14 protein-coding genes are annotated in these 21,099 nt (G+C 35.2%); all 14 read right to left on the reverse strand.

What is annotated here, in order from left to right:
* Positions 1–299: 299 nt before the first annotated feature.
* Positions 300–689: a hypothetical protein gene (locus OM074_RS15440; protein WP_301201041.1), complete on the reverse strand. Its 390-nt coding sequence runs from the start codon at positions 687–689 to the stop codon at positions 300–302.
* 197 nt (positions 690–886) lie between these two features.
* Positions 887–1,351 (reverse strand): methylglyoxal synthase, encoded by a 465-nt coding sequence (locus OM074_RS15445; RefSeq protein WP_301201043.1) that lies wholly within the window; start codon positions 1,349–1,351, stop codon positions 887–889.
* A gap of 136 nt (positions 1,352–1,487) precedes the next feature.
* Entirely contained in the window at positions 1,488–2,468 is a 981-nt protein-coding gene (gene pfkA, locus OM074_RS15450) for a 6-phosphofructokinase (protein WP_301201045.1), read from the reverse strand.
* Positions 2,469–2,483: 15 nt separating this feature from the next.
* Complete coding sequence (locus OM074_RS15455; RefSeq protein ID WP_301201047.1) at positions 2,484–3,467, reverse strand: substrate-binding domain-containing protein; 984 nt, start codon at positions 3,465–3,467, stop codon at positions 2,484–2,486.
* 178 nt (positions 3,468–3,645) lie between these two features.
* On the reverse strand, positions 3,646–4,068 hold the full coding sequence (locus OM074_RS15460; protein ID WP_301201049.1) for a DUF2141 domain-containing protein: 423 nt from the start codon (positions 4,066–4,068) through the stop codon (positions 3,646–3,648).
* A gap of 95 nt (positions 4,069–4,163) precedes the next feature.
* On the reverse strand, positions 4,164–5,054 hold the full coding sequence (locus OM074_RS15465) for an alpha/beta hydrolase (protein WP_301201051.1): 891 nt from the start codon (positions 5,052–5,054) through the stop codon (positions 4,164–4,166).
* A 73-nt stretch (positions 5,055–5,127) separates the two neighbouring features.
* Positions 5,128–8,916, reverse strand: coding sequence for a beta-galactosidase small subunit-related protein (locus OM074_RS15470; RefSeq protein WP_301201053.1), 3,789 nt, complete (start codon positions 8,914–8,916; stop codon positions 5,128–5,130).
* Between the two features lie 76 nt (positions 8,917–8,992).
* Complete coding sequence (locus OM074_RS15475; RefSeq protein WP_301201055.1) at positions 8,993–10,540, reverse strand: phosphotriesterase family protein; 1,548 nt, start codon at positions 10,538–10,540, stop codon at positions 8,993–8,995.
* A 22-nt stretch (positions 10,541–10,562) separates the two neighbouring features.
* Positions 10,563–11,462: an alpha/beta hydrolase gene (locus OM074_RS15480; protein WP_301201057.1), complete on the reverse strand. Its 900-nt coding sequence runs from the start codon at positions 11,460–11,462 to the stop codon at positions 10,563–10,565.
* Between the two features lie 60 nt (positions 11,463–11,522).
* Positions 11,523–12,398, reverse strand: coding sequence for an alpha/beta hydrolase (locus tag OM074_RS15485; RefSeq protein WP_301201059.1), 876 nt, complete (start codon positions 12,396–12,398; stop codon positions 11,523–11,525).
* Positions 12,399–12,430: 32 nt separating this feature from the next.
* The gene (locus OM074_RS15490) at positions 12,431–13,999 is read right to left on the reverse strand and encodes a glycoside hydrolase family 43 protein (RefSeq protein ID WP_301201060.1); all 1,569 of its coding nucleotides are present in this window, start codon (positions 13,997–13,999) and stop codon (positions 12,431–12,433) included.
* Positions 14,000–14,120: 121 nt separating this feature from the next.
* On the reverse strand, positions 14,121–17,780 hold the full coding sequence (locus tag OM074_RS15495) for a glycosyl hydrolase (protein WP_301201061.1): 3,660 nt from the start codon (positions 17,778–17,780) through the stop codon (positions 14,121–14,123).
* A gap of 18 nt (positions 17,781–17,798) precedes the next feature.
* Positions 17,799–19,319, reverse strand: a complete 1,521-nt coding sequence (locus OM074_RS15500; protein WP_301201063.1) for an alpha/beta hydrolase domain-containing protein — start codon at positions 19,317–19,319, stop codon at positions 17,799–17,801.
* Between the two features lie 55 nt (positions 19,320–19,374).
* On the reverse strand, positions 19,375–21,093 hold the full coding sequence (locus OM074_RS15505) for a GH35 family beta-galactosidase (RefSeq protein ID WP_301201065.1): 1,719 nt from the start codon (positions 21,091–21,093) through the stop codon (positions 19,375–19,377).
* Between the last annotated feature and the right edge of the window lie 6 nt (positions 21,094–21,099).

Raw genomic sequence — 21,099 nt, forward strand, 5'->3', positions numbered from 1 at the left:
GGTTTGTTGAAAATACATAGTCAGTTGTTCACGTAAACTGTTCATAACACATTTACCTGTCATTGAGAAAATACTATAATGCTCAATTCTTTTATGTTTACAAGAAGCGATCATATCCAAACATGAACTAATCGCAATACTATCATCCCTACATTTCATAACCTACATTTTAATTAAACTGCTAAATGATTACCAAAAGCTTAACGCCTTTGGTAATCAAACACAAACTAATACAATCCAGATTTCCAACTATATATGTAAAATATCAAAGATTCATTATGTAATCTAAAACTTTTTGTTTAAGAATTCCTTTTCCCTGTAACATCAAAAAATCTCATAAACGATCCTTCCAGAAGATTCTTATTTTTCTCGGAGATCCTAACTTTAAATCCAACATCATGCCCACTCCAGTTATACCTGGTATTTAAAAATCCATCCTCAATTATTATTTTTGTAATATCTACCGTATCTCCACCCTCTTCAACAATCTCACCTATAATTGATGAATCCTTTTCCGATAGATTCATTGTAAAGCTTAGTCTCTCTATATTTGGTAATTCTTGTATTTCTATTTCCCAGGATCCTATGTATCCACTATAATCAGAATCTCCTTTATACCTATTAGTACAACTAATGAACAAAACAACCCATATTATAATAAGAATTCTACTTTGTATTTTTTGCTCCATATCAATGATTTTTGCGAATAACCTGACTGTATTTACAATGCTACAAAAAGGGCTATAGTTATTTGTTCAGATTATATAGATTTTAAATAAATACGTTCTCTCCATATGAGATGAACGCATTTTTAACGGCAGATGCAGACAACCACTCTGTTGTAATTTATTAAATACCATTGTATTTAAACCATTTTCTTCACATTTCACACCTGCCTATTCACATAACTACTATAATCTTTGATAATAGGTTTATAATCTTGGTGAAATAAAGAACTGGAAACTACAAAATCGGCTGTTGCACGATTGGTTGCGGTTACAACATTATATAAGGCACATATTCGCAACAAAGCTTTTACATCAACATCATGGGGTTGAGGTTGCATTGGATCCCAAAAGAAAATAAGCATACTTACTTTTTCTTCACTGATTAGGGCTCCCAGTTGTTGATCACCACCTAATGGGCCAGATTTTAGACGAGTGATTGATGGGACAACCATATTATTCTCTTCACATTTCTTTTCCAGAGCATTTGCTACTAATGAACCTGTGGTTCCGGTACAGACTAAATCATGCATGATTAGTTCTTTCCAATTATACTCAACCCAATCAATTAAATCCTGCTTCCGGTTATCGTGCGCAACTAATGCTATTAATTTTTTCTTTTTCATAATTATTTATTAAAAATGCAGCAGAAATACAGCACATTTAGATTTAAACCCCGTTATAATTTCCCCACTAAATGAACTATATTTTCTACCGCATAAATCCACACAAAAATTTGTTTATTAATATATATCCAAGCACTTATCCCGACAACACACTAATCAAATTTAAAAGTCGGCTATTAACATTTTTCTTATTCTTTATAGCCTTTATAAAAGGAACATATTCAATTTCATCCTTCACCATACCAACCATTATGCTATTTTGTCCCTCTAATAATGCATCAACGGCTGCCACACCTAACTCACTGGCCAATATCCGATCAACAACTGTTGGAGAACCCCCTCGTTGCAAGTGTCCTAATATAGTTACCCTGGCATCATATTCGGGGTGCTCTTCATTAACTCTATTAGCAATATCAAGGGTGCTTCCCATATTTTCACCTTCTGCTACCAAAACAATGCTACTTTCTTTTTGATAAGAATATTGTTTTTCTAAAAACCCCTTCAATTCATCGTAACTTGTAGGCTTTTCAGGTAAAAGAACTACTTCTGCACCAGAGGCTACACCTGCGCTCAAAGCAATAAAACCAGCATCGCGTCCCATTACTTCTATAAAAAATAACCTACTGTGTGCAGTAGCAGTATCTCTTATTTTGTCTACAGCTTCAACTACTGTATTTAATGCCGTATCATAACCAATGGTTAAATCTGTACCATACAAATCATTATCAATGGTGCCTGGTATTCCAACAACAGGAATATTAAACTCTTCTCCGAAAATATTTGCTCCTGTAAAAGTACCATCTCCACCAATAACAATCAAAGCATCAATACCATGCTTCAGTATATTTATATAAGCTTTTCCCCTTCCTTCTTTTGTTCTAAAATCTTTACTTCTGGCAGACTTTAAGATAGTACCTCCTTCTTTCAGTATACCACTTACTGATGAAGGATCCAATAATCTGATATTATCATCAATCAGTCCCTGATATCCTTTAACAACACCTACAATCTCAATCTTCTCATAAAAACATTTCCGTACAACAGCCCTTATTGCTGCATTCATACCAGGCGCATCTCCACCCGAAGTTAACACACCTATTTTATTTAATTTCTTCATCTGCTTTATCAAAATTTATTTGCTAAGCTGTTCTTCTGTGTATACTCCTCTGGATACTAGTATTTCTTCCAGATTTTCCTTCATTAACAACTCTGGTTCTTCAAAAATAGCCGGGATTTTAAAAAAATGAGTGTTGGCATCTTCATTTAAATCAATATCTTGTTCACGTATAATCTTCACAACAGCATCAGCTGCTGCATTTGCCAAAATCTTATTGGACTTATACACAGACATCAATACATTACCTTTTAAGATATTTCTGCAAATATCCAGGTTGCCATCTTGCCCGGTCAAAAGAATTTTCCCTAAAGCTCCCGCTTCCTCAACTGCCAGTAAAGCACCTTTGGTAAGATCATCTGAAGCACAAATAATAGCATCCGGTACATAGTTATTTTGAGATAGGAAACTTTGTACTTTTATAAAAGCACTTAATTCACTCCAGTCTTCGGTACGTATACTCTTTGTGCTATACTGCTTATTATTTCTCAAAACGGAAAAAACACCTCTTCGCACTAAAGCGCTATTATAATCAGTTGATGGACCACCAAGGTATAGAATCCTACCTCCTTTTAATTTTGACACAACTTGTTCAGCCATCATTTCGCCTACACGTACGCTATTAAAAGAGACGCATAACTTTACATCCGGATCAAACATAAACCGATCATAAGTTACTACAGGAATGCCTGCTACCTTAGACAAGGACACAACAGAAGTGTCATTAACATCAATGGGCACAATAACAATACAATCCACTTGATCCTGAATTAACTTCTTCGCTGCCTCGGTCTGCTTTTCTGCCCTGTCAAAACAATCAATAAACGTTACTTTAGCACCATGCTCTTCCATTCTTGACTCAAAATAATCCATATCATGATGCCACCTTTCACTATAAAGGTCGGCTAATATAAACCCCACATGTACAGAATCTCTTTGAGCAAAACCTGCAATTGGCAATAATGCAAAAAGTAAAAGCAGTATGTTATTAATCTTTTTCATTTAACATTTCATTTAACAATTAACTACTCAATATTTATTCAATAGTTCGTTAGTTTTTTATAAGTGTAAGATTATGAGATATTTAATAAAATCAACTTAAGTTAGGTAAAAGTCTAATTTTAAGCATCTTACAAATAAGCCTCTTATCTCTTATCTAAAATCTAACGATCTGTTATTATTAATACATCAATTTAATCACCAGCTCTTTGTTGGCTTTCAAAGCAAAACTACAATCCTCAAAATCGGGACCTGACAAACTTGGTTTATAATTATTAGAGAATGCATAACCTTCTTTAGGGATTCCCAGAAAGGATCGATCCATTTCTTTGTTGTTATTTTTGTCGTGGTAAATCACCAAGGCATAGATACCCTCTTGTAAATCACTTATTATAAATTTCCCATCCGATTTATCGATTTTAAAACGATAAATTTTATACTCTTCATTTTCTTTTAAAAACGATTCTTCGCTATTAAATACACTGACCTGTAATTCTCCTACCTTAGGATCAATATTCGGCACATTAATAGTTAAACTTGGTGTCTGAGAGAACACATACTGTCCTAAAACCACCATAAAAACTAACAATGATATATTTTTCATAATCCGGATTTTTATTTTTATTTGCAGCTAATACATAATGGTATGCCTGAAACAACTTTAAACTGGACAGGCACACCTTTAGTAAGGTAGTATTTTTAAACAAATGATTCCAGCATAAACCTTGAGGACTCTTTTAATTCCCGTTTACTTTCAGGACTGTCTTTACCCAAAGTAGTAAAAGCATGAAAACAGCCTTTATAAGCTTCAAGCTCTATTTTTACACCAGCTTTTTGAGCTTTTTCGGCTACCTTTTCACTATCTATGGCTAACAATTCACCTTTATCATATACTATTCTAACAGGTGGTAGATTTGTGAAATCTGCATAAATTGGAGAGATATATGGATTCGTTAAATCCATATCAGGAGCATACATTTCTGCCAGTTGTTTCATACCGCCTACAGTAACGGTTGTTTCTGTTTTTACATCACTCCTTTTAATAAAATCTGACATATCTGCAACAATACTATTTATTACAACTGAGGATGGACATTGCACACCTTCATCTCTGGCTCTTAGAGCCAAAACTAATGACAAATAAGCCCCTCCACTTTCTCCAATCAAACTTATCTTACTGTCGGGTTGATTCTCTAACAAATATTTATATACGGCATATGAATCATCAAATCCTGCAGGGAAAGGATCTTCCGGAGCCAAACGATATGAACAAGACACAACCTTACATCCTGTTTCTAATGCCAACTGAGACGAATATGGACCGGCCGTATGTCTGTCTCCTGTAACCAATCCTCCACCATGTACATAGTAAACAATATTATTGCTTTTAGTAACATCTGGAGTAAATACAGCTACTTCCACTCCATTATATGTTTCATACTTTACAGTTACTCCTTTTTCTACCTTATGGTTTGCATATGCCTTTTCAAGTTTTTGGCGTATAAGCTTAACATCCATTTTATCGGCATTAAACATGCCCTTACTCATTTTACGCACGATAAATCGTACTATTTTCATTTTAAATGACATAATACTGTGTTTTTAATTAAGAAATTGTTTTACCAAATTCTTTCTATAATTCATTAAATGATTTACTATAAAATTAAAATATGGGTTTAATAACAACCGTTCTATTAAACAATTGTGGGTAAACTCTATATGCATTAAATATTCCTCTTGCAGTTTCTCCAACACCCGTTGTTTTGTAATCAAGATTTAAAGTAATTCCATTAGACTTCTTTAATTGATATGTATAACGAGCCTTTGTTAAATTCTCGGTTGAATAGTGATAAGTATTAAAATTAAATAACTCATTCATTGATATTTCAACTCCAACACCTTTATTATCAATCATTCTAATCCAACGATTATCAGTTCTTAATCCACAATCCTGAGGAATCAGGTATGGTTCAAACATATCATCCACTTTTGATTGATAAATACCAACAGGAGACCCCGTTTTACGATCCGGATAATTCTCCTCTGGACCTCGACCATACCATTCTACATTTGATAACTCATCATTCAATACTAGTGCTAAACCAATTCGAGGAATAAATTGAGGCATACTGCCCAAAGGTTTAACTGTATTGGTTAAAGAAATTTTTCCTTCTCCATCAACCTTGTATCTATAAATACACTCAAAACCATCAAATTTTTCACCCTTAATATATTTATCTAATTGAGCTTCTTCTGATTTACCTCCATTTAGCAATACCTGTTCACGAACATAAATATTTACTTGCCCATCCCCATCTATTGCCCTTACTTCTACTGGAATAGGTAGTAGATTATCAAGTCCATAAGAATAGTACTCTGTGGCAATCATCCAACCAAACTCCTCTTTCCATTTTTCTGATTTGAAACCACTGGAACTCCAGCTATCAATTTCGGTGGCTATTGGAGCTCGCCATAAGTTTAATTTTAATGGAGACTGAAGAACTTCTTTTCCATTTAGGAGAATCGAGAATAACTCTCCTGTCTTTTTATTGAATCGATATTGGAAATCTTTACCCGAAACCAAATAATCATTTTGATTTTCTGTCAAGTTGGCATCTGTTTTAGATACGACTTTTTTAGGATTAACATACCAATCTGATAACTCAAACTGAGCCCAGGATATTTCAAATCCTTCTTCAGCCCAAATTTCTTTATTTTTTAACTTAGAACTTATGTTAAGACGATACTCTTTACCTGGAATAAGTTTTGGCATTTTAAAAGGAACTTTAATCTTTCCCCTATCCATTGGAGATACATCTATAATTAAATCCCCCGATTGAAGAACCTTATTATCTTCTGTTAATGTCCAGCTGTTATTCCAATGTGAAGCATTAACAAAGCAACTTCGATTCCATACTTCGACTATACCTTTATCTGAATTTAACAAAGTAAAAGCAAGCGGTTCCCCTACTTTTTTTATCTCCTGCATTTCTGGTTGAGGTGTCCTGTCAGGCCATATAGAACCATAAGTACGCGCTCCAATTCCATAGCTATAAAATGTTCCATTATTATCTTCTCTCTCAAAGCTTAACCAAAGCGCTGCATCTTCACTTTTAAGATTCTGTCCGTCTTTATTTATTGAAGTGAAAATGCCTACATTGTCAATTAGGGCATCACAAATATATTCAGATGTTCCATCACCATGCTTTTCAAAATCACGACCTATGTTAACAGGCCAGGGAGTATTAACAATATCTCCAGAAACTTCTTTTAAAGACAATTCTGCCCCATCGATATTTAGCTTCATCACTTTACCATTGTAGGTAGCAATAATATTATGCCAATTACCCTCCCAATTTTCAGGTAGTTCAGCTGATACAACTTGTTTTTTACCATTAAAAATATAAAATTCTAATGTAGAAACACCCTTTTGTATAATACCAAATTGATTACTTCCTTTTGTAATGTAATATCCTCCAAAACGACTCAACTGACGAGGAAATACATCCATTCTTATTATTAACTGATCGCCTGAAATATTCATATTTTCGGCATTATATACTTCTATCCATTGGTCGTGCCCGTTTAAATCAATTGCTTTCCCGGTTTTGCCTTCGACTAATTTAGCACGCCCCATGATGTGAACAGGCGTTTTAAATTTTGAATCATCATCCAGTTTCCTGATTGGTTCTGAAATACCAGGACTAACAAAATCCCAAATTGCGCCACCCATTAGTTTTGAATGACTATATATAACTTTCCAATAATCATTAAGGCCTCCTCCTGCGTTACCCGCTACAGAAAGATATTCATCCATAAAGGAAGGGCGTTTATCTATATTATCCATACCAACTTTAACTTCCTGTTCTAATGGAGTAGGATAACGAGGGCCAATTATATCTTCAGCATCATGTACATAGGAATTTCCACCATACATCCAATATCTTGAAGGGTCTAACTCTTTACCAAGTTTAACAACTTCATTTATATTATTTCCTTCTCCACTTTCATTACCAGCACTCCAAAACAAAACAGAAGCATGATTCCTATCTCTCAAAACTGCCTTTCGAGTTCTATCACGATACATATTTTTATAGTCCTTATTTTTAGACAAATAAGGAGTAGCATGAGATTCAACACTTACCTCATCTACAATATAAATACCATATTCATCTGCCAATTCCACATAACGGTGTGTGGGTGGATAATGAGAAGTACGTACTGAATTAATATTGAATTTCTTCAGAATCTCCATATCTTTTCGTATGGTTTCCTCTGTCATAACCCGTCCTTGTTCAGGATGTTGCATATGCGAATTGATACCATTTATTTTTAATGGTTTACCATTTAGCAAGAAAGTATTTCCAATTATTTCAGTTTCTTTAAATCCAAAACGAGTTTTTATTTCATCAACTAGCTTTTCATTTTTATCCAACAGTTTTATATGTAAATCATACAATTTTGGAGTCTCTGCTGTCCATAACAATGGCTTCTCAATATATTTATCAAAAACAATTGTTTTTCGACTGTTTTTATCCATAAACAGTTCTTGCTTTTCGATTTCTGAAATGATTTTTCCATCTTTTAAGATGGTCACTAATACACTTAAATCACCTCCTGCCTTATCATAACTTTTTAAATCTACATTCAATTTCAGGTTGGCGTTAATATAATTTTCATCTAAATCAGTAATTACTTGCCAATCAAACAAACGTACTTTTGGTGTAGCAAAAATATGCACATTATCCATTATCCCTGCTAATCGCCAGGCATCAACACCTTCTAAATAATAACCTGCGGAGAATTTAGTGATTAAAACAGATAGGTTGTTTTTACCCTTTTTAAGGTATGAGGTGATGTTGTACTCTACTGGTTCATGTGAACCTTCATTAAAGCCTACTTGCTTACCATTAATCCAAACAAAAGAGGCCGACCCTATTTTATCAAATCTCAAAAATACTTCTTTCCCATCCCAATTATCAGGAACCACAAACGATGTTCTATATGCCCCAGTAGGATTATATTCTACTGGAGTTTGAGGAACTGGTGTCGGTTTTAAAGGCTTACGATCTGTCTTTTGTCTCCAACTTTTTGACATTCTTCCTAATTGATAACCTGCACCAACATTACGGAAAAATGGATCTCCATAACCTTGCATTTCCCAATTTGATGGAACAGGGGTTTTATCCCATTCACTATCTATAAAATCATTTTTATAGAAATCAGAAGGAATTTCTTCTGGAGTATTCCCATAATAAAACTTCCAGATTCCATTCAATAACACATTTTCTTCAGGGATAAAATATGCACGTGGTTCTTCCTGCCCATATTCAAAAATGTCAGGATTTTCAATGTAATAATAAATATCTTCTATAAAATTCGTCTCTTGCGCAACTATATTCGTAATTACAAAAGAAAAAAATATGGTAAGGAAAATTGTACTTATTTTCATTATATCATGTTTTTGGATGATAATTTACTTAGAAAACTTAAAACCAATATGTTGTATAGCTTAGAAATAGCGCATTTTAAAACGAGCTAAAATCTTCTTTCGTCAATTTAACAACAGGTTTAATTATATACCTGAATCCAAACGATTTACCGCTTGCATTAATTCGATACTTCTCCAAAGGAACTTTTCCCCAGGAATTAATTCCTCCAACACCTGTTCCTTTATCTACAACTCTCAAATAAATATCTTCACTACGGTTTAATTGGTATGGATGAAAATTAGATACTGATGGATAAAAGGCCGGATCAAACCCTTTCGAAAGCTCTTCTGGAGAATAATGATTTGCGTTAAAATCAAACTGCTCCATTCCTTTAACCAATAATCCAAAACCATCATCATTTGTCAATGTAAGCCATTTAGCATCTACACTATTTCCCATTTCCTGTGGACTTGAATACATAAATGCTCTTCCATCAACCGTATTGTTCCAAATACCTATATCATTTCCATATTTACGATTTACGTATGTGTCTCCGGGGCCACGTCCATACCACAACATGTTGTTATATTCTCCGTCAACCATGATGAAGCTTCCAATTTCGGGAACATATGGAAATGCTTTGTTCTCAAACTTAGGAAAATAGTAATCAAAACTAAGTTCAATCTCTCCATTTGGATAAATCGCATAACTGGTTTGATATGTGAGTGGTTCCTTTTGAATCTTGTTTCGTTTTGGCAAACGAACAGGCATTGTTCCTTTAATGACAACAATAACCTTATTACTTTCTTCTGTTAAGGTTACTGATGAAGTTGACCTCTCCTTTGTGCTTTCTTTCCATAATAGGAAATTTCGAGCCTGAGATTTTCTTTTTGCATTCAACGCTTCGCGTTCTCCATCAACCGGTGCCCTAAATAAATTTGGAACAGGTCCTGAAGCCAACAATTCTTTCATCTCACCTTTATCATTTTTTGCTTTGTATGAAGTAATTAATCCGTTAACCCTATCAATCAAAACAGAGAAAAAATCACCTGTAACCAATATTTCTGATGCTCTATTTCTATCAACATTAATTTTACCATTCCGAACCATAGACACAGCACTTTTAATAACACCGGGCTTAACCCCTGAATGATTAATACCCTCTTCTACATTTTTAGATAAGAAATCAATCATCGCAGACTCACCACCTTTCAACAAATCTTTAGGAATTACGGGTTCAACATAAAAACCTGTTCCACTAATTATGTTGATACCTGATCTTTCAGAAAGTTGCTGAACCTTCCTCATATCAGCATGACCAGGGTTTGGTATTGGATCCACTAATGACTGTCCTCCAATCTTTTTAAATGCAATCAATTCATTTACATAGAAGTCAAGTTTATTTTTGAACATAGCAGGTGAAAACAAAGCCTTCAGTAATACGGATAATGCTCCTTTAGATTCACCTTTTGAGGAATCATCTTTTTTCACATCAATATCTTTAATCATTCCTTGCTTCGCAGTTCCATTTTTTAAAGCTGCCTTCATAACCATTGCAGTTCTAAAAAGGGTATGGTCATGCATACTAGTCATTCCCAGATTAGCAGGATCAATATCACGACATACGGTCGTAATTTTTTCCATAACTTTTTGATATGTCAGACAACTATTGGAATCTTTTTATGAATTCGATTGTTTCTTTTAGAACTTGATAACTCTCTGGAGAGGCCTTTCCAATTATAGGGAAAGCATGAAAAGTACCCTTCCATTCCTGTATTTCAACATCTACACCTGCTTCTTTGGCCTTTTTATAGTAAATTCTCGAATCATCACTCAAAGTTTCTTCAGCATCAATTACAAGTTTTGTTGGCGGCATTCCAGTCAGGTCTCCTTGTGTTGGAGAAATATATGGATTTCTTGGATCAGCACCATTCAAATACATCTTAGCAATTAAAGGTTCAACATCTGGACGCACTGTAAAATCTGTTTTATCGTATTTAGTCCTGTCAATTGTCCCTGTAAATTCAAAAGGTCCGCTATAAGAAATCAATCCTGCAGGTAAACGAAGTCCCTGATCTTTTGCTTTTAATGTCACAGTCATTAAGAGATTTGCACCGGCACTTTCACCCAATAAGAAGATTTTATTATCGGGGTATTTTTCCAGTAATCCTTTATACATGTTGTACCCATCATCAAAACCTGCAGGAAAAGGATGTTCCGGCGCAAGTCTGTATGTCAAGGAATAAACTCGCATTTTTGATTCGGATGCAAGATGAGACGCATAAGCTCTGGAAGTAAAAGCATTACCCACCATAAAGCCTCCACCATGCATATAAACTAAAATATTGTCACTTTCTATAACTTTTGGAGAACACATTTCAACTTCAATATCATTCAATGTATCTTTTTCAAAAGATACACCTTTTACGGGACGCTGCTTTTTTGCCATGCCTTCAATTACCTTTCTTAACTTAAGAGGATCTACATTGCCATCAAAAGTCATTCCTGGCTTTTGCATTTGCCTTTTCATTATCCAACGGATAAATTTCATTTTAAAACTTGCCATATTTTTTTTAAGTTATTTTTTCTATTTGCGCTAACTTTAATTGATTAATAATCAATACCCTTATTGAGTTAACCCTATATTTGCCAACCAGTTCAAAAACAGCTCAGACCATATATCTGAAGCCATACCTCTCTTCCGTAAAGAAAAACCATGGCCTCCCTGGAAAAAGCTATGCATTTCAACAGATTTACCTGCTTTCTTCCAATGTTCGTATAGTATAGTGTTGCCTTCAGCAATAAAATCATCCGTAGCAAAAGCCAGAAACATTGGAGGAGCATCCTTTTTTATTGTATAATCACTAATTGGTGAACAATAAGCATAGATTGGGGCAACAAAATCGGGTCGACTTTTTGAATCATACGACAGAGCAACTATTGCTGAAAGTGTACCTCCCGCAGAAAATCCCATAATCCCAATTTTAGTTGTATCAATATTATATATAGTGGCGTGGTTTCTAACATATCGAATAGCCTCTTTCCCATCAGTAATGGCATATGGAACATATGGTGCATTTACTGAATCTATCTCTGCAAATTTTTTTTTCATCAAACCTAACAGCATATCTTTTTTTGTTCCTGCTGATTCAGGTGTTAGCCGGTATTTTAAAACGAATGCTGTTACACCTTTTGAAGCTAGCCATTGCGCAACTTCTATTCCTTCTCCATCCATTGACAAGGTGCGAAAACCACCACCAGGACACACAATTACAGCCACGCCATTTTGTTTATCTGGTTCAGGTTGAAAAACTGTCAGCGTAGGCATTGACACATTAATGACTCCAATAACATCTCCTGTTCTGTTCGTCAACTCTTTTTCCTGATCTCTAAACAATTCACTACCATCTGGCTTTTCACCACTATAAAGTGGAATTACTTGTTGGCTGAAACTAACTGAAGCAAGAAATACAAGCAATAATAAGAAAGAAATATTTTTCATTTATCAAGTTTTAAGTATATAGTTCTCACCATTTATCTGACTTTAATATATTCAAACCAATCAAAATCAGCATTTGTAACCGATGTTTTACCATTACCCGTGGCATATAATCCAACATAAACCCCTGTATAACGACCAGCAGTTTCTGAACTCAAAAATTTTGAATCCACGGATTCAATATCTGTAAAGTCATCATTATTTTGAGAGTATGAGAATGTAAATTTGGATTTCTGACCTATTATTCTTAAATCAACTGGACCTGGTTTTATTTCTATAACTTCCGTTTTGTAAGTTATAGATCCAAACTGCAACTTAACAACAAGACACTTCTTTCCATCTATATTCATTACCATAATATCAAAGTGAGATCCGTTGTTAAGTAAAATCAGTCCTGCTTCTTCATTTTCACTTTTCGGTTCAAACTCTAACCTAGTTGTTGCTGTAAAAAATAAATCCTGTAGTCTTCTTCCAACGAAAGTTGGAGATTTCCATCTTTTTTCTCCAATATTATAGGCAGACCCTTTTAATCTTAAAAAGCCTTGGCGATCAACTAGTGTATAGTTAGAAAATTCGGGAAGCTGTATGTAATTCCATTCCAACCCAAGGCTTTTATCCGAAAAATCTGTTCTTAATTGTTTAGTTGGGAGTGGTTTTAAAGGAAGTGTTGGGCAAGTCATATTTAAATCAATGGTTCCATTGCCATTTACAACCGGCCAACCATTTTTAGGCCAAATTACCGGAGCCAAGCACGTTTCCCTCCCCAAAATATGGTGTGGTTCTTTAGCTATAGATCTATAGCCATGAAAGACCATCCACCAAGAATCATCATGAGCCTGAACTAAATCGGCATGCCCTACTCCTTGGATGGGCTTACCCTCACCTGCTGCATTTGCATGTGCCAAAATAGGATTGGCAGGATTTTCAATATATGGTCCCCAGATATTATGGCTACGGGCAATTGTTTCGGAATGACACTCCTCTGTACCACCTTCTGAAGCCATCAAATAATAATATCCATCTTTTTTATAAATATGAGGTCCCTCAGCATATCTTCCTCCTGAACCATTCCATATTTTGCGACCTTCTGATAATAATTCACCTGTATTGATGTCAATCTCGTACATATACATTGTTGCATCAACTAAATATACCTTACCATCATCATCAAAAAACAGATCCGGATCAATTCCAATAGTATTTATCCAAATTGGATCAGACCACGGACCTGAAGGATCTTTTGCTGTTACAATAAAATTACCACCACGATATGCATTTGTTGTGATCATATAAAATATTCCTTTATGATATCGAAGCGTAGGAGCATAAATATTCATTCCTTTAGGCAATTGGTCAATTCGATCTATGCAATAACCTATTTGTTCCCAATTTACAAGATCTTTGCTATGAAAGACTGGGACTCCCGGAAAATACTCAAATGTACTTGTAATCAGATAATAGTCTTCTCCTACTCTACATACACTAGGGTCAGAATAAAAACCTGGAATTACTGGGTTATTATAGGTAACTGCTGCATTCTCTTTAGAAATAACTTCAAAAGGATTTCTCAAGTCAACACGTACTTTTTGTCCAAATAATGACATACTAAGCAGAAAAATGCTAAGTAAAACTATACTTTTTATAAAATTTCTATTTATACACATACTATCTAATCTTAAAATTCACACTATTATATCACTAAACTATTAGTCATTGTATTTATCGTTACTTCACCTTAACCCAGGTATTAATACGTACAGGTTCTAATAATCCAGCGGGGATAAGTTCTGATTTCTTTTTCACACCACCGTTTAGTATTCCGGTTCCTAACCATGTTTGTCTTTTACTTTTTGGTAATCCGGCATCGTAAACTAATCGATTATACCAGGTATTAGACACTTCTATTTTTATAGTGTTCTTACCTTGTTTTACAACATTAGTAATTTCGATCTTATAAGGAGGTTTCCAAACTACACCGATATCAGTGCCATTTATTGTTATCTTTGCCAAGTTCGCTACCTTCCCTAAATCCAAAAACAATCTTTTTTTCTTATTGAATTGTTTCTTATCCAATTCAAACTCTTTTGAATAAGTTGCGGTACCAGAAAAATGCTTAATCTCATCATCTTCACTATCAGTCCACGAGCCTGATTTCATTTTAACTTTTCTCACTTCTCCTGTTAATAAAGGGAATGTAACATCCCATTCTCCATCTATATTTTTCGGTTCAGGTACTGCCTTTGATTTTACGGTAACTGACTTTCCTTTATTTGTTTCCATCGACCATACGCCATTTTCAGAGCACCATTTTTCATATCCGGAACCATCTGCATTCATATCTATTTTCAAACCGGAAGTCCCTTTTTGTCCGGAAAAGTTAACCAAATGCTCAACCGACTCCGATGACTTTCGAAACACCAAGAACACAGAACCGGAGGGATCAAAAGTATAAGGAATAATTGTTCTTCCTTTTTCTTCACGCCACACAGCAACATCTTCAATTAATCCACTGTCGGGATGCCACAATTCAGGTATTTTCCCTGTCTGACGAACACTAATCTCTGTAGAAATATTTTTTTGTTCCTGATTTGAAAGAAAATAAAAATCACAATCTTCAGTTGAACGATGATTCCACATTAATCCCCATCCCTTACGGTCAGGACCATAAGACGTAGCATCGACCCCAGCAGGTTGATATGCTGTTGCCTTAAATGGTTGCCCTGTTAATGATTCTTTCTGATTTATATAAATCAAATCAGGCTCAACACCAATGACCGATAACACTTTATCCATTGGCAGTCCCCAAAAAACACGTCCTGCTCCATAGGTTCTTTCTGTGCGATTCACACCATCAAGATCACCCCAAACCTCATCCACAATTTCTTTAATTTCCCTTTGTGCCTCAGTTCCGCTCTCAAGACTAATTGAGCCTAATGGTTTTGCACCTACTACCTGTGCACCGGATGCAATAAGCTCCTTTATTTTTTTTGCAAGCTTTAAAGTAATCTTTCTATCAGGATGTAAAACCAGCACACGGTAACTTACACCACTAGGCAATACAATTCTACCATCCTTTACAGTAGCTAAATTAAGTAGTGCATCCTGATTTACCGAATCATATTTATAACCTTCGGGCAAGGCTGGATTCATAACAAAATAAGACCCATAATTTGAAGGTAGTAAGGCCCTACAAGGAACATCTTCACCTATAAAATACAATGCATCACAATTGGAAATTCCATTCTGTAACATAACCTGGGCTCTTCTTAAATAGTCAATCCATTCTCTGCCAGGCTTAATCCAAGGTGTGTTTTCATTAAAATATAGGCCTGCTGCACCAGTAAAACCAGGTTTCTTATCAAGATATGGTTGTCCTGCCCAAAGATGAATCATCATTCGGTTGATACCATCAACATAATGCATATCCCCCAAGGCTTTTAACCCATAAGGATCTTCCTTCCAATTCCGCCCACCTGTAAAAGCCTCAGCAATAACAATCTTTTTTCCATAAATATGTGCTCCGGAAACAGCATCTCTAATATCACAAGGTTTCCAACAGTTCCATTTATCACACCAAAATTCACTTGATGTTTCATCTACATTTTTATAAACTAATAATCCGTCAGACGTCATTGTTGGATTTGTCACCTCAGTATTGACCACATCTCCCTTTTCATGGGCAAGTCTCTGTAATTCACCAAAAAAATTATCGCTAATTAAATCAGCAATCGTTCTACGAACATCAAAAAGAAAACTTTCTGTTACGTTAGCATCTTCAATTGGAATTCCTGCCATTAAAGGTAAATATTTGGTTAAATCATACCCTCTTCGCTTTTTAAATTCTTCTTTAAAAATGGGAGACCAATTCTGTGAACCACATTCCCAACTATCAATATTTAACATGGTAACGACACTATCAGAAAGGTCTTTGCCCACATAATCAAGTATTCTTTCATAATATCCTTTAAATGCGATTTGAGCTCCTTCTTTTCTAAATTTATCTGGTTCTAAACCCTGTCCTGCACCACTACCATTTGTTCTTGCCATGGTTGTGTAACCAAATCGCATGATTTTCCATTTTCCTTTCGGAGCCTCCCAATAGATATTTCCTTCTGCATCCATTTTATCAGTTAAATCAATGATCCCGTCTAATGGAATACAAGCCTCTCTTGGCAAATCCTCGTTAGTAACCCTACGACTTTTCCCCCAGGTCAGTGCTGTTTTTCCTTGCCAATGATGCACTATTGCTGTACTTGACAGGGTTACAGAAGCTAATGATATAGGGTCTGTCATTTCCTTTAAATTGGCAAAGCCAATGGGGTCTCCTTTTCTTTTCGGCCCAAAACCTCCCGATGTAAAAGATGCACCAACCATATGTTCATCATAATTAACTGGTGGAGCAGGATGATAAACTAACCTAAAATACTTTGCTTTGGATTGTTGTATCGTATGTGTCAATTCAGACATTTGTGTTTGATGGCCACTCAACATTACATCAAGGTTACCTACTTTAGTAAAAACCTTCCCATCGTTACTCTTTTGTACCTCCATTGTATGGGCTGGAATATTCAGTGTTCCTCCTGAGTTTATTCTAATGGATCTCAATAAAAAAGGATTTTCAAATTCAAATTGAATATATCCCTGAGCCTCTGTTTTGAGAACAACATTTGTATTTTCACTATCTAACAATTTTGAAATATCACTTATAGGCAAGTTAGTAGTTACTTTAGCATTTTTACTAATATTTGTTTCTCCCCAATCATCTGGCATTTTGTATGCCAATACATTTAAATCATGATAATATTTATCCCAACTTTCCGGATGCTTTTCAGGAATTCCAATTACTTCATGAGTACCACCTGTTCGTTTGGGTTGTTCCAATTTTCCAGTTAACTGTTTACCGCCTTCAATAACTTTCTCACTCCATACTATTTGCTGTTGTGATAAATCTGGAGTAATCCAGTCTCCTCCTGCTGTAGCCCATCCTGCACTGATTTGAATAGCTAATTTAATACCTAAACGATTAGCTTCTTTTACCGCATAATCAATCAATTCAAACCATTCAGGAGTTAATGGCTCTGCAGGATTGTCTATTTTGGTTCCACCACCAGATCCCATTCCTCCACTTGGAAAACTAAACAAAGTCGCACCTGCAATGCCTGCTTCTGCCATTCCTTCCAAATTGCTGGTTATACCTTCTTTAGTTTGGTTTGCAGAAGTCCAGTGCCATACAACCCATGGTCCGTATGAATAATCCGGGTTGATAAAAGAAGTTTCCAAAGACTTCGCTATCCCGTTGTTCTGACTATACAGAGTTGTTGCTGCACAAACCATGCACAATGCAACAATGAAACCTCTAATTATTTTAAATTTTAATCCTTTCATTTTAGATTTGAATGATTATTAATGCGTTCCTTTATACGACAACCTGGCAACCTCCATAATCTCTTCCTTATCAGCAGCCAGTATATGTCCTTCCATAATGTCCTTATTTAAAGAATTTTCAAATTTTTGTAAATATTCATTTATACCACCGGGGTATAATTCATCTAATTTTTCCGGAGAAAATGGTTCTGTGTGTCCAATTAATAATGCATTAAAACTTTCAGATGAAGGCTGACTTGAAAGTACTGAAACAGGAACATCCATCCATGGAGATCTGATTCCTCCTATTATGTTACCCAATTCATCGGTAACAGCATGTGCAGCCAATTTATTATCCGAATCAACTACAATTTCAAGCTGTTGTGTTTTTTCAGGAATAACACCTTCTCCTATCCATTTTTGTAGCGCACTCATAGCTGCCTCCAGTACATAATGATGCTGAGGTGCATTGTTAAAAGGTTTATCTAATTTCATAAATAACATTTTATTAGTAGGCTCATATGCTTTAGCAATATCAGCATAAGATCCCCCACAAGTATCAACTCTGCTTACTTTATGAAGATATGAATCATGATGCGCTGTACCAGCCACTTCCCATATTCTTAATTTATCATTTTCAGGCTGACGGGCAAGAAAAGCGCCAATCATACCCATCTTCTCATTGATAACACCCAGCACATCCGTTTCTGTTGTGAAAACTAAAGTAGGAACTCTTAGTTTTGTAGTAAGCTTCATTGGCGTAGTGGTATTTACAAAATCGATAATATCAACACCTTCCAATGGAGCTCCCAAACCTAAACGTGAATGGATGAAAAAACCATCATATACCTTTGCGATAGGATCAACTGCGTTGACATAAGTGCACATATAAAATGCAGATTGAGACTCTCCCAATGCAATAACATGTTTTGGCTTAAGTTTACCTAATACAACAGATGAGTTATCTCCCTTCAAAAAGCGTCCGACTTGTGAAAATATATCAAATGAAAAAGCGTCTCCAGGATGTTTCACTTGTGTATATCGTCCTCCTTTTCGTTCCTTTAAAGGCATCGCAAATCCACCAATAGTTTCACCACCCACTAATCCAACCTGCTGCGCAGAAACAGCAACATAAATAGCTCCACTTCTGGTAATTTCTTTCCACATCATATTTCGCGATGGTGTAAAATCAAATCCTCCGGTAACATTAATCCAATCAACAATAACAGTTCCGTTAAATTTCGAATCATCCTTAGGTTTCATTACTACAATTCGACTAACGTAACTAGCTGTATCCTTTTCTTCAACAGTCCAAACACCGTTTCCATCAGGTGCTTTAGTTTGCATATAAGAAGTTGCATTTCCTGATATAATATATTCTTCCACTTTATAATCACTACAAGCCGGAAGTTTAAAATCTTTCATATTGAGTACCGGGATTCCTGGATAGGATATTACATTTGGTTCTGGTAGTTTTATATCGTTATTACTGTTACATGAAACAATTACTATTACCATAATAGTTAATACCCATGATTTTAGTAAATTTTTTTTCATCATTTGGATTTTAAGTTTATTTCTATTTTTTGTGTAAGATTACTTATCTCCCTACCAATTAATAACCATACATCTTTATCTTAAATACTTTTACTTCGCCAGGCTTAATTATAATACCACCGGATGCAGTTTCATCACCATTTAATCTATGATTTATAACCTTGCCATTTTCAGACATAATCTCATCAACCGAAGTAAATGCAATATTTTCCCATTTGTTTTTTTCACTTTTAGAAATGCTAATAGAAACACCCCCAACACCTCCTGCAACAATAAATTCATCATTCTGTAATTTGATAACAATTAACCCAATTTCGCCATTATCTTTGACTACTTCCATCTCAATATCAACTCCAGTTATATCAAACGAATTACGTATTGAATTCCTTTTTACATTAATCACATAATCCCCTATATCTAACTGGGCATCTTCCTTCTTTTTATCCAAATATATTCCTGACATATTATCAGTACCTGCATATTTTGTAATCAAAGGCATTATACTTTGTAAGCAATTATATACTTGGCTCAATGATTCATCATTGACATCTCCAATCGTAAACATTCCACCTCCATCTATGTTAAACGGCGAGTAACCAATTGCATCATACTCCCCAATAGCAAGTAATGCACGAGCTGCACTAGCTGCACCAAGAGATGTTTCCGGGATAAAAAGAGGATTATCAGATCTCTTAAACTCAGAACACACCCAATCAAATATTCTAACAGTATAAATATCAGGCGCTATAAAGTCAATAGATGGGGCAGCTGCTCTCCAAATATCCAACACCTCTGGCAATGGTCCCCCAGAAGGGAATTGTCCAGGTATTGGTCCTTTCTTCTGGCGTAACCATGCATTGGCAAACATAGGTAATGGATATTGCTCCTTACCTTTTTTTGAAATTTCACCAACGTATTTGGCATAATTCCAGGCCATGAATAACTCTTCGGTGTATTTCGAAAAACTGATTTGCCAATCACTTCCCCATTCTTTTTCAACACCTTGCCCAAACACTTCTTCCCAGGTTCCATTGGTTTTATATCCATTTGCTTCCCATACATTTTTCAGTTCAGGATATAAATTATCTTTATGCTTTTGAATATATTTTATCAATTCTGCAGGAACTTCTTCATTAAAAGCTTTATTACCGACATCACTATAATCTCTATCGGACCCCAGAATACCAATTTCATTCTGAACCTGCACCATAATTACCGTTTGCTCTTTTTCATCAATCTTTCTAATATGCTTCATTAACTTAGCAAAGGCATGTGCATCTGCATTAAGACTATTTTGACTTAATGTAGATAGTATTGGAAGTTTCTTTCCTGTTTTATCCTGCACCAATGGAAAACGTTTGGTATCTGTTTTTACCCACTCAGGCACATAACTTGACTTGCCGTTTTTCCAGCTACCAAACCAAATAACTACCAATTTTAAGTTCTCTTTTCTGGCTCCGTAAATCATGCTGTCAACCAGTGAATAATCAAACACACCCTCCTGAGGTTCAATCAATTCCCACGAAACAGGAGCAATTACTGTATTTAGATTTTTCTTTGCCATAACTGACCACATATCACGCATTGAGTAAGCACTCCCACAACTGGAATTATGCAATTCTCCGGACAACATTATAAAAGGTTTGTTATCTACATAAAACTGAACAACACCACTCTTATTCTTCGCTAAATATGGTAACGGTTTATTTTGAGCATAACTACTTGCTAAACCTACAAATAGTGTTAGAAATAAACTGATTATATTTTTAGTTTTCATAATTTA

The organism is Plebeiibacterium marinum, assembly GCF_026013615.1.
Lineage (GTDB): Bacteria > Bacteroidota > Bacteroidia > Bacteroidales > Marinilabiliaceae > Saccharicrinis > Saccharicrinis marinus_A.

Bases quoted from the DNA above. Each gene is read 5' to 3' on its own strand.
- OM074_RS15440 (WP_301201041.1), bottom strand. From the start codon at position 689: ATGGAGCAAAAAATACAAAGTAGAATTCTTATTATAATATGGGTTGTT.
- OM074_RS15445 (WP_301201043.1), bottom strand. From the start codon at position 1,351: ATGAAAAAGAAAAAATTAATAGCATTAGTTGCGCACGATAACCGGAAG.
- pfkA (WP_301201045.1), bottom strand. From the start codon at position 2,468: ATGAAGAAATTAAATAAAATAGGTGTGTTAACTTCGGGTGGAGATGCG.
- OM074_RS15455 (WP_301201047.1), bottom strand. From the start codon at position 3,467: ATGAAAAAGATTAATAACATACTGCTTTTACTTTTTGCATTATTGCCA.
- OM074_RS15460 (WP_301201049.1), bottom strand. From the start codon at position 4,068: ATGAAAAATATATCATTGTTAGTTTTTATGGTGGTTTTAGGACAGTAT.
- OM074_RS15465 (WP_301201051.1), bottom strand. From the start codon at position 5,054: ATGTCATTTAAAATGAAAATAGTACGATTTATCGTGCGTAAAATGAGT.
- OM074_RS15470 (WP_301201053.1), bottom strand. From the start codon at position 8,916: ATGAAAATAAGTACAATTTTCCTTACCATATTTTTTTCTTTTGTAATT.
- OM074_RS15475 (WP_301201055.1), bottom strand. From the start codon at position 10,540: ATGGAAAAAATTACGACCGTATGTCGTGATATTGATCCTGCTAATCTG.
- OM074_RS15480 (WP_301201057.1), bottom strand. From the start codon at position 11,462: ATGGCAAGTTTTAAAATGAAATTTATCCGTTGGATAATGAAAAGGCAA.
- OM074_RS15485 (WP_301201059.1), bottom strand. From the start codon at position 12,398: ATGAAAAATATTTCTTTCTTATTATTGCTTGTATTTCTTGCTTCAGTT.
- OM074_RS15490 (WP_301201060.1), bottom strand. From the start codon at position 13,999: ATGTCATTATTTGGACAAAAAGTACGTGTTGACTTGAGAAATCCTTTT.
- OM074_RS15495 (WP_301201061.1), bottom strand. From the start codon at position 17,780: ATGAAAGGATTAAAATTTAAAATAATTAGAGGTTTCATTGTTGCATTG.
- OM074_RS15500 (WP_301201063.1), bottom strand. From the start codon at position 19,319: ATGATGAAAAAAAATTTACTAAAATCATGGGTATTAACTATTATGGTA.
- OM074_RS15505 (WP_301201065.1), bottom strand. From the start codon at position 21,093: ATGAAAACTAAAAATATAATCAGTTTATTTCTAACACTATTTGTAGGT.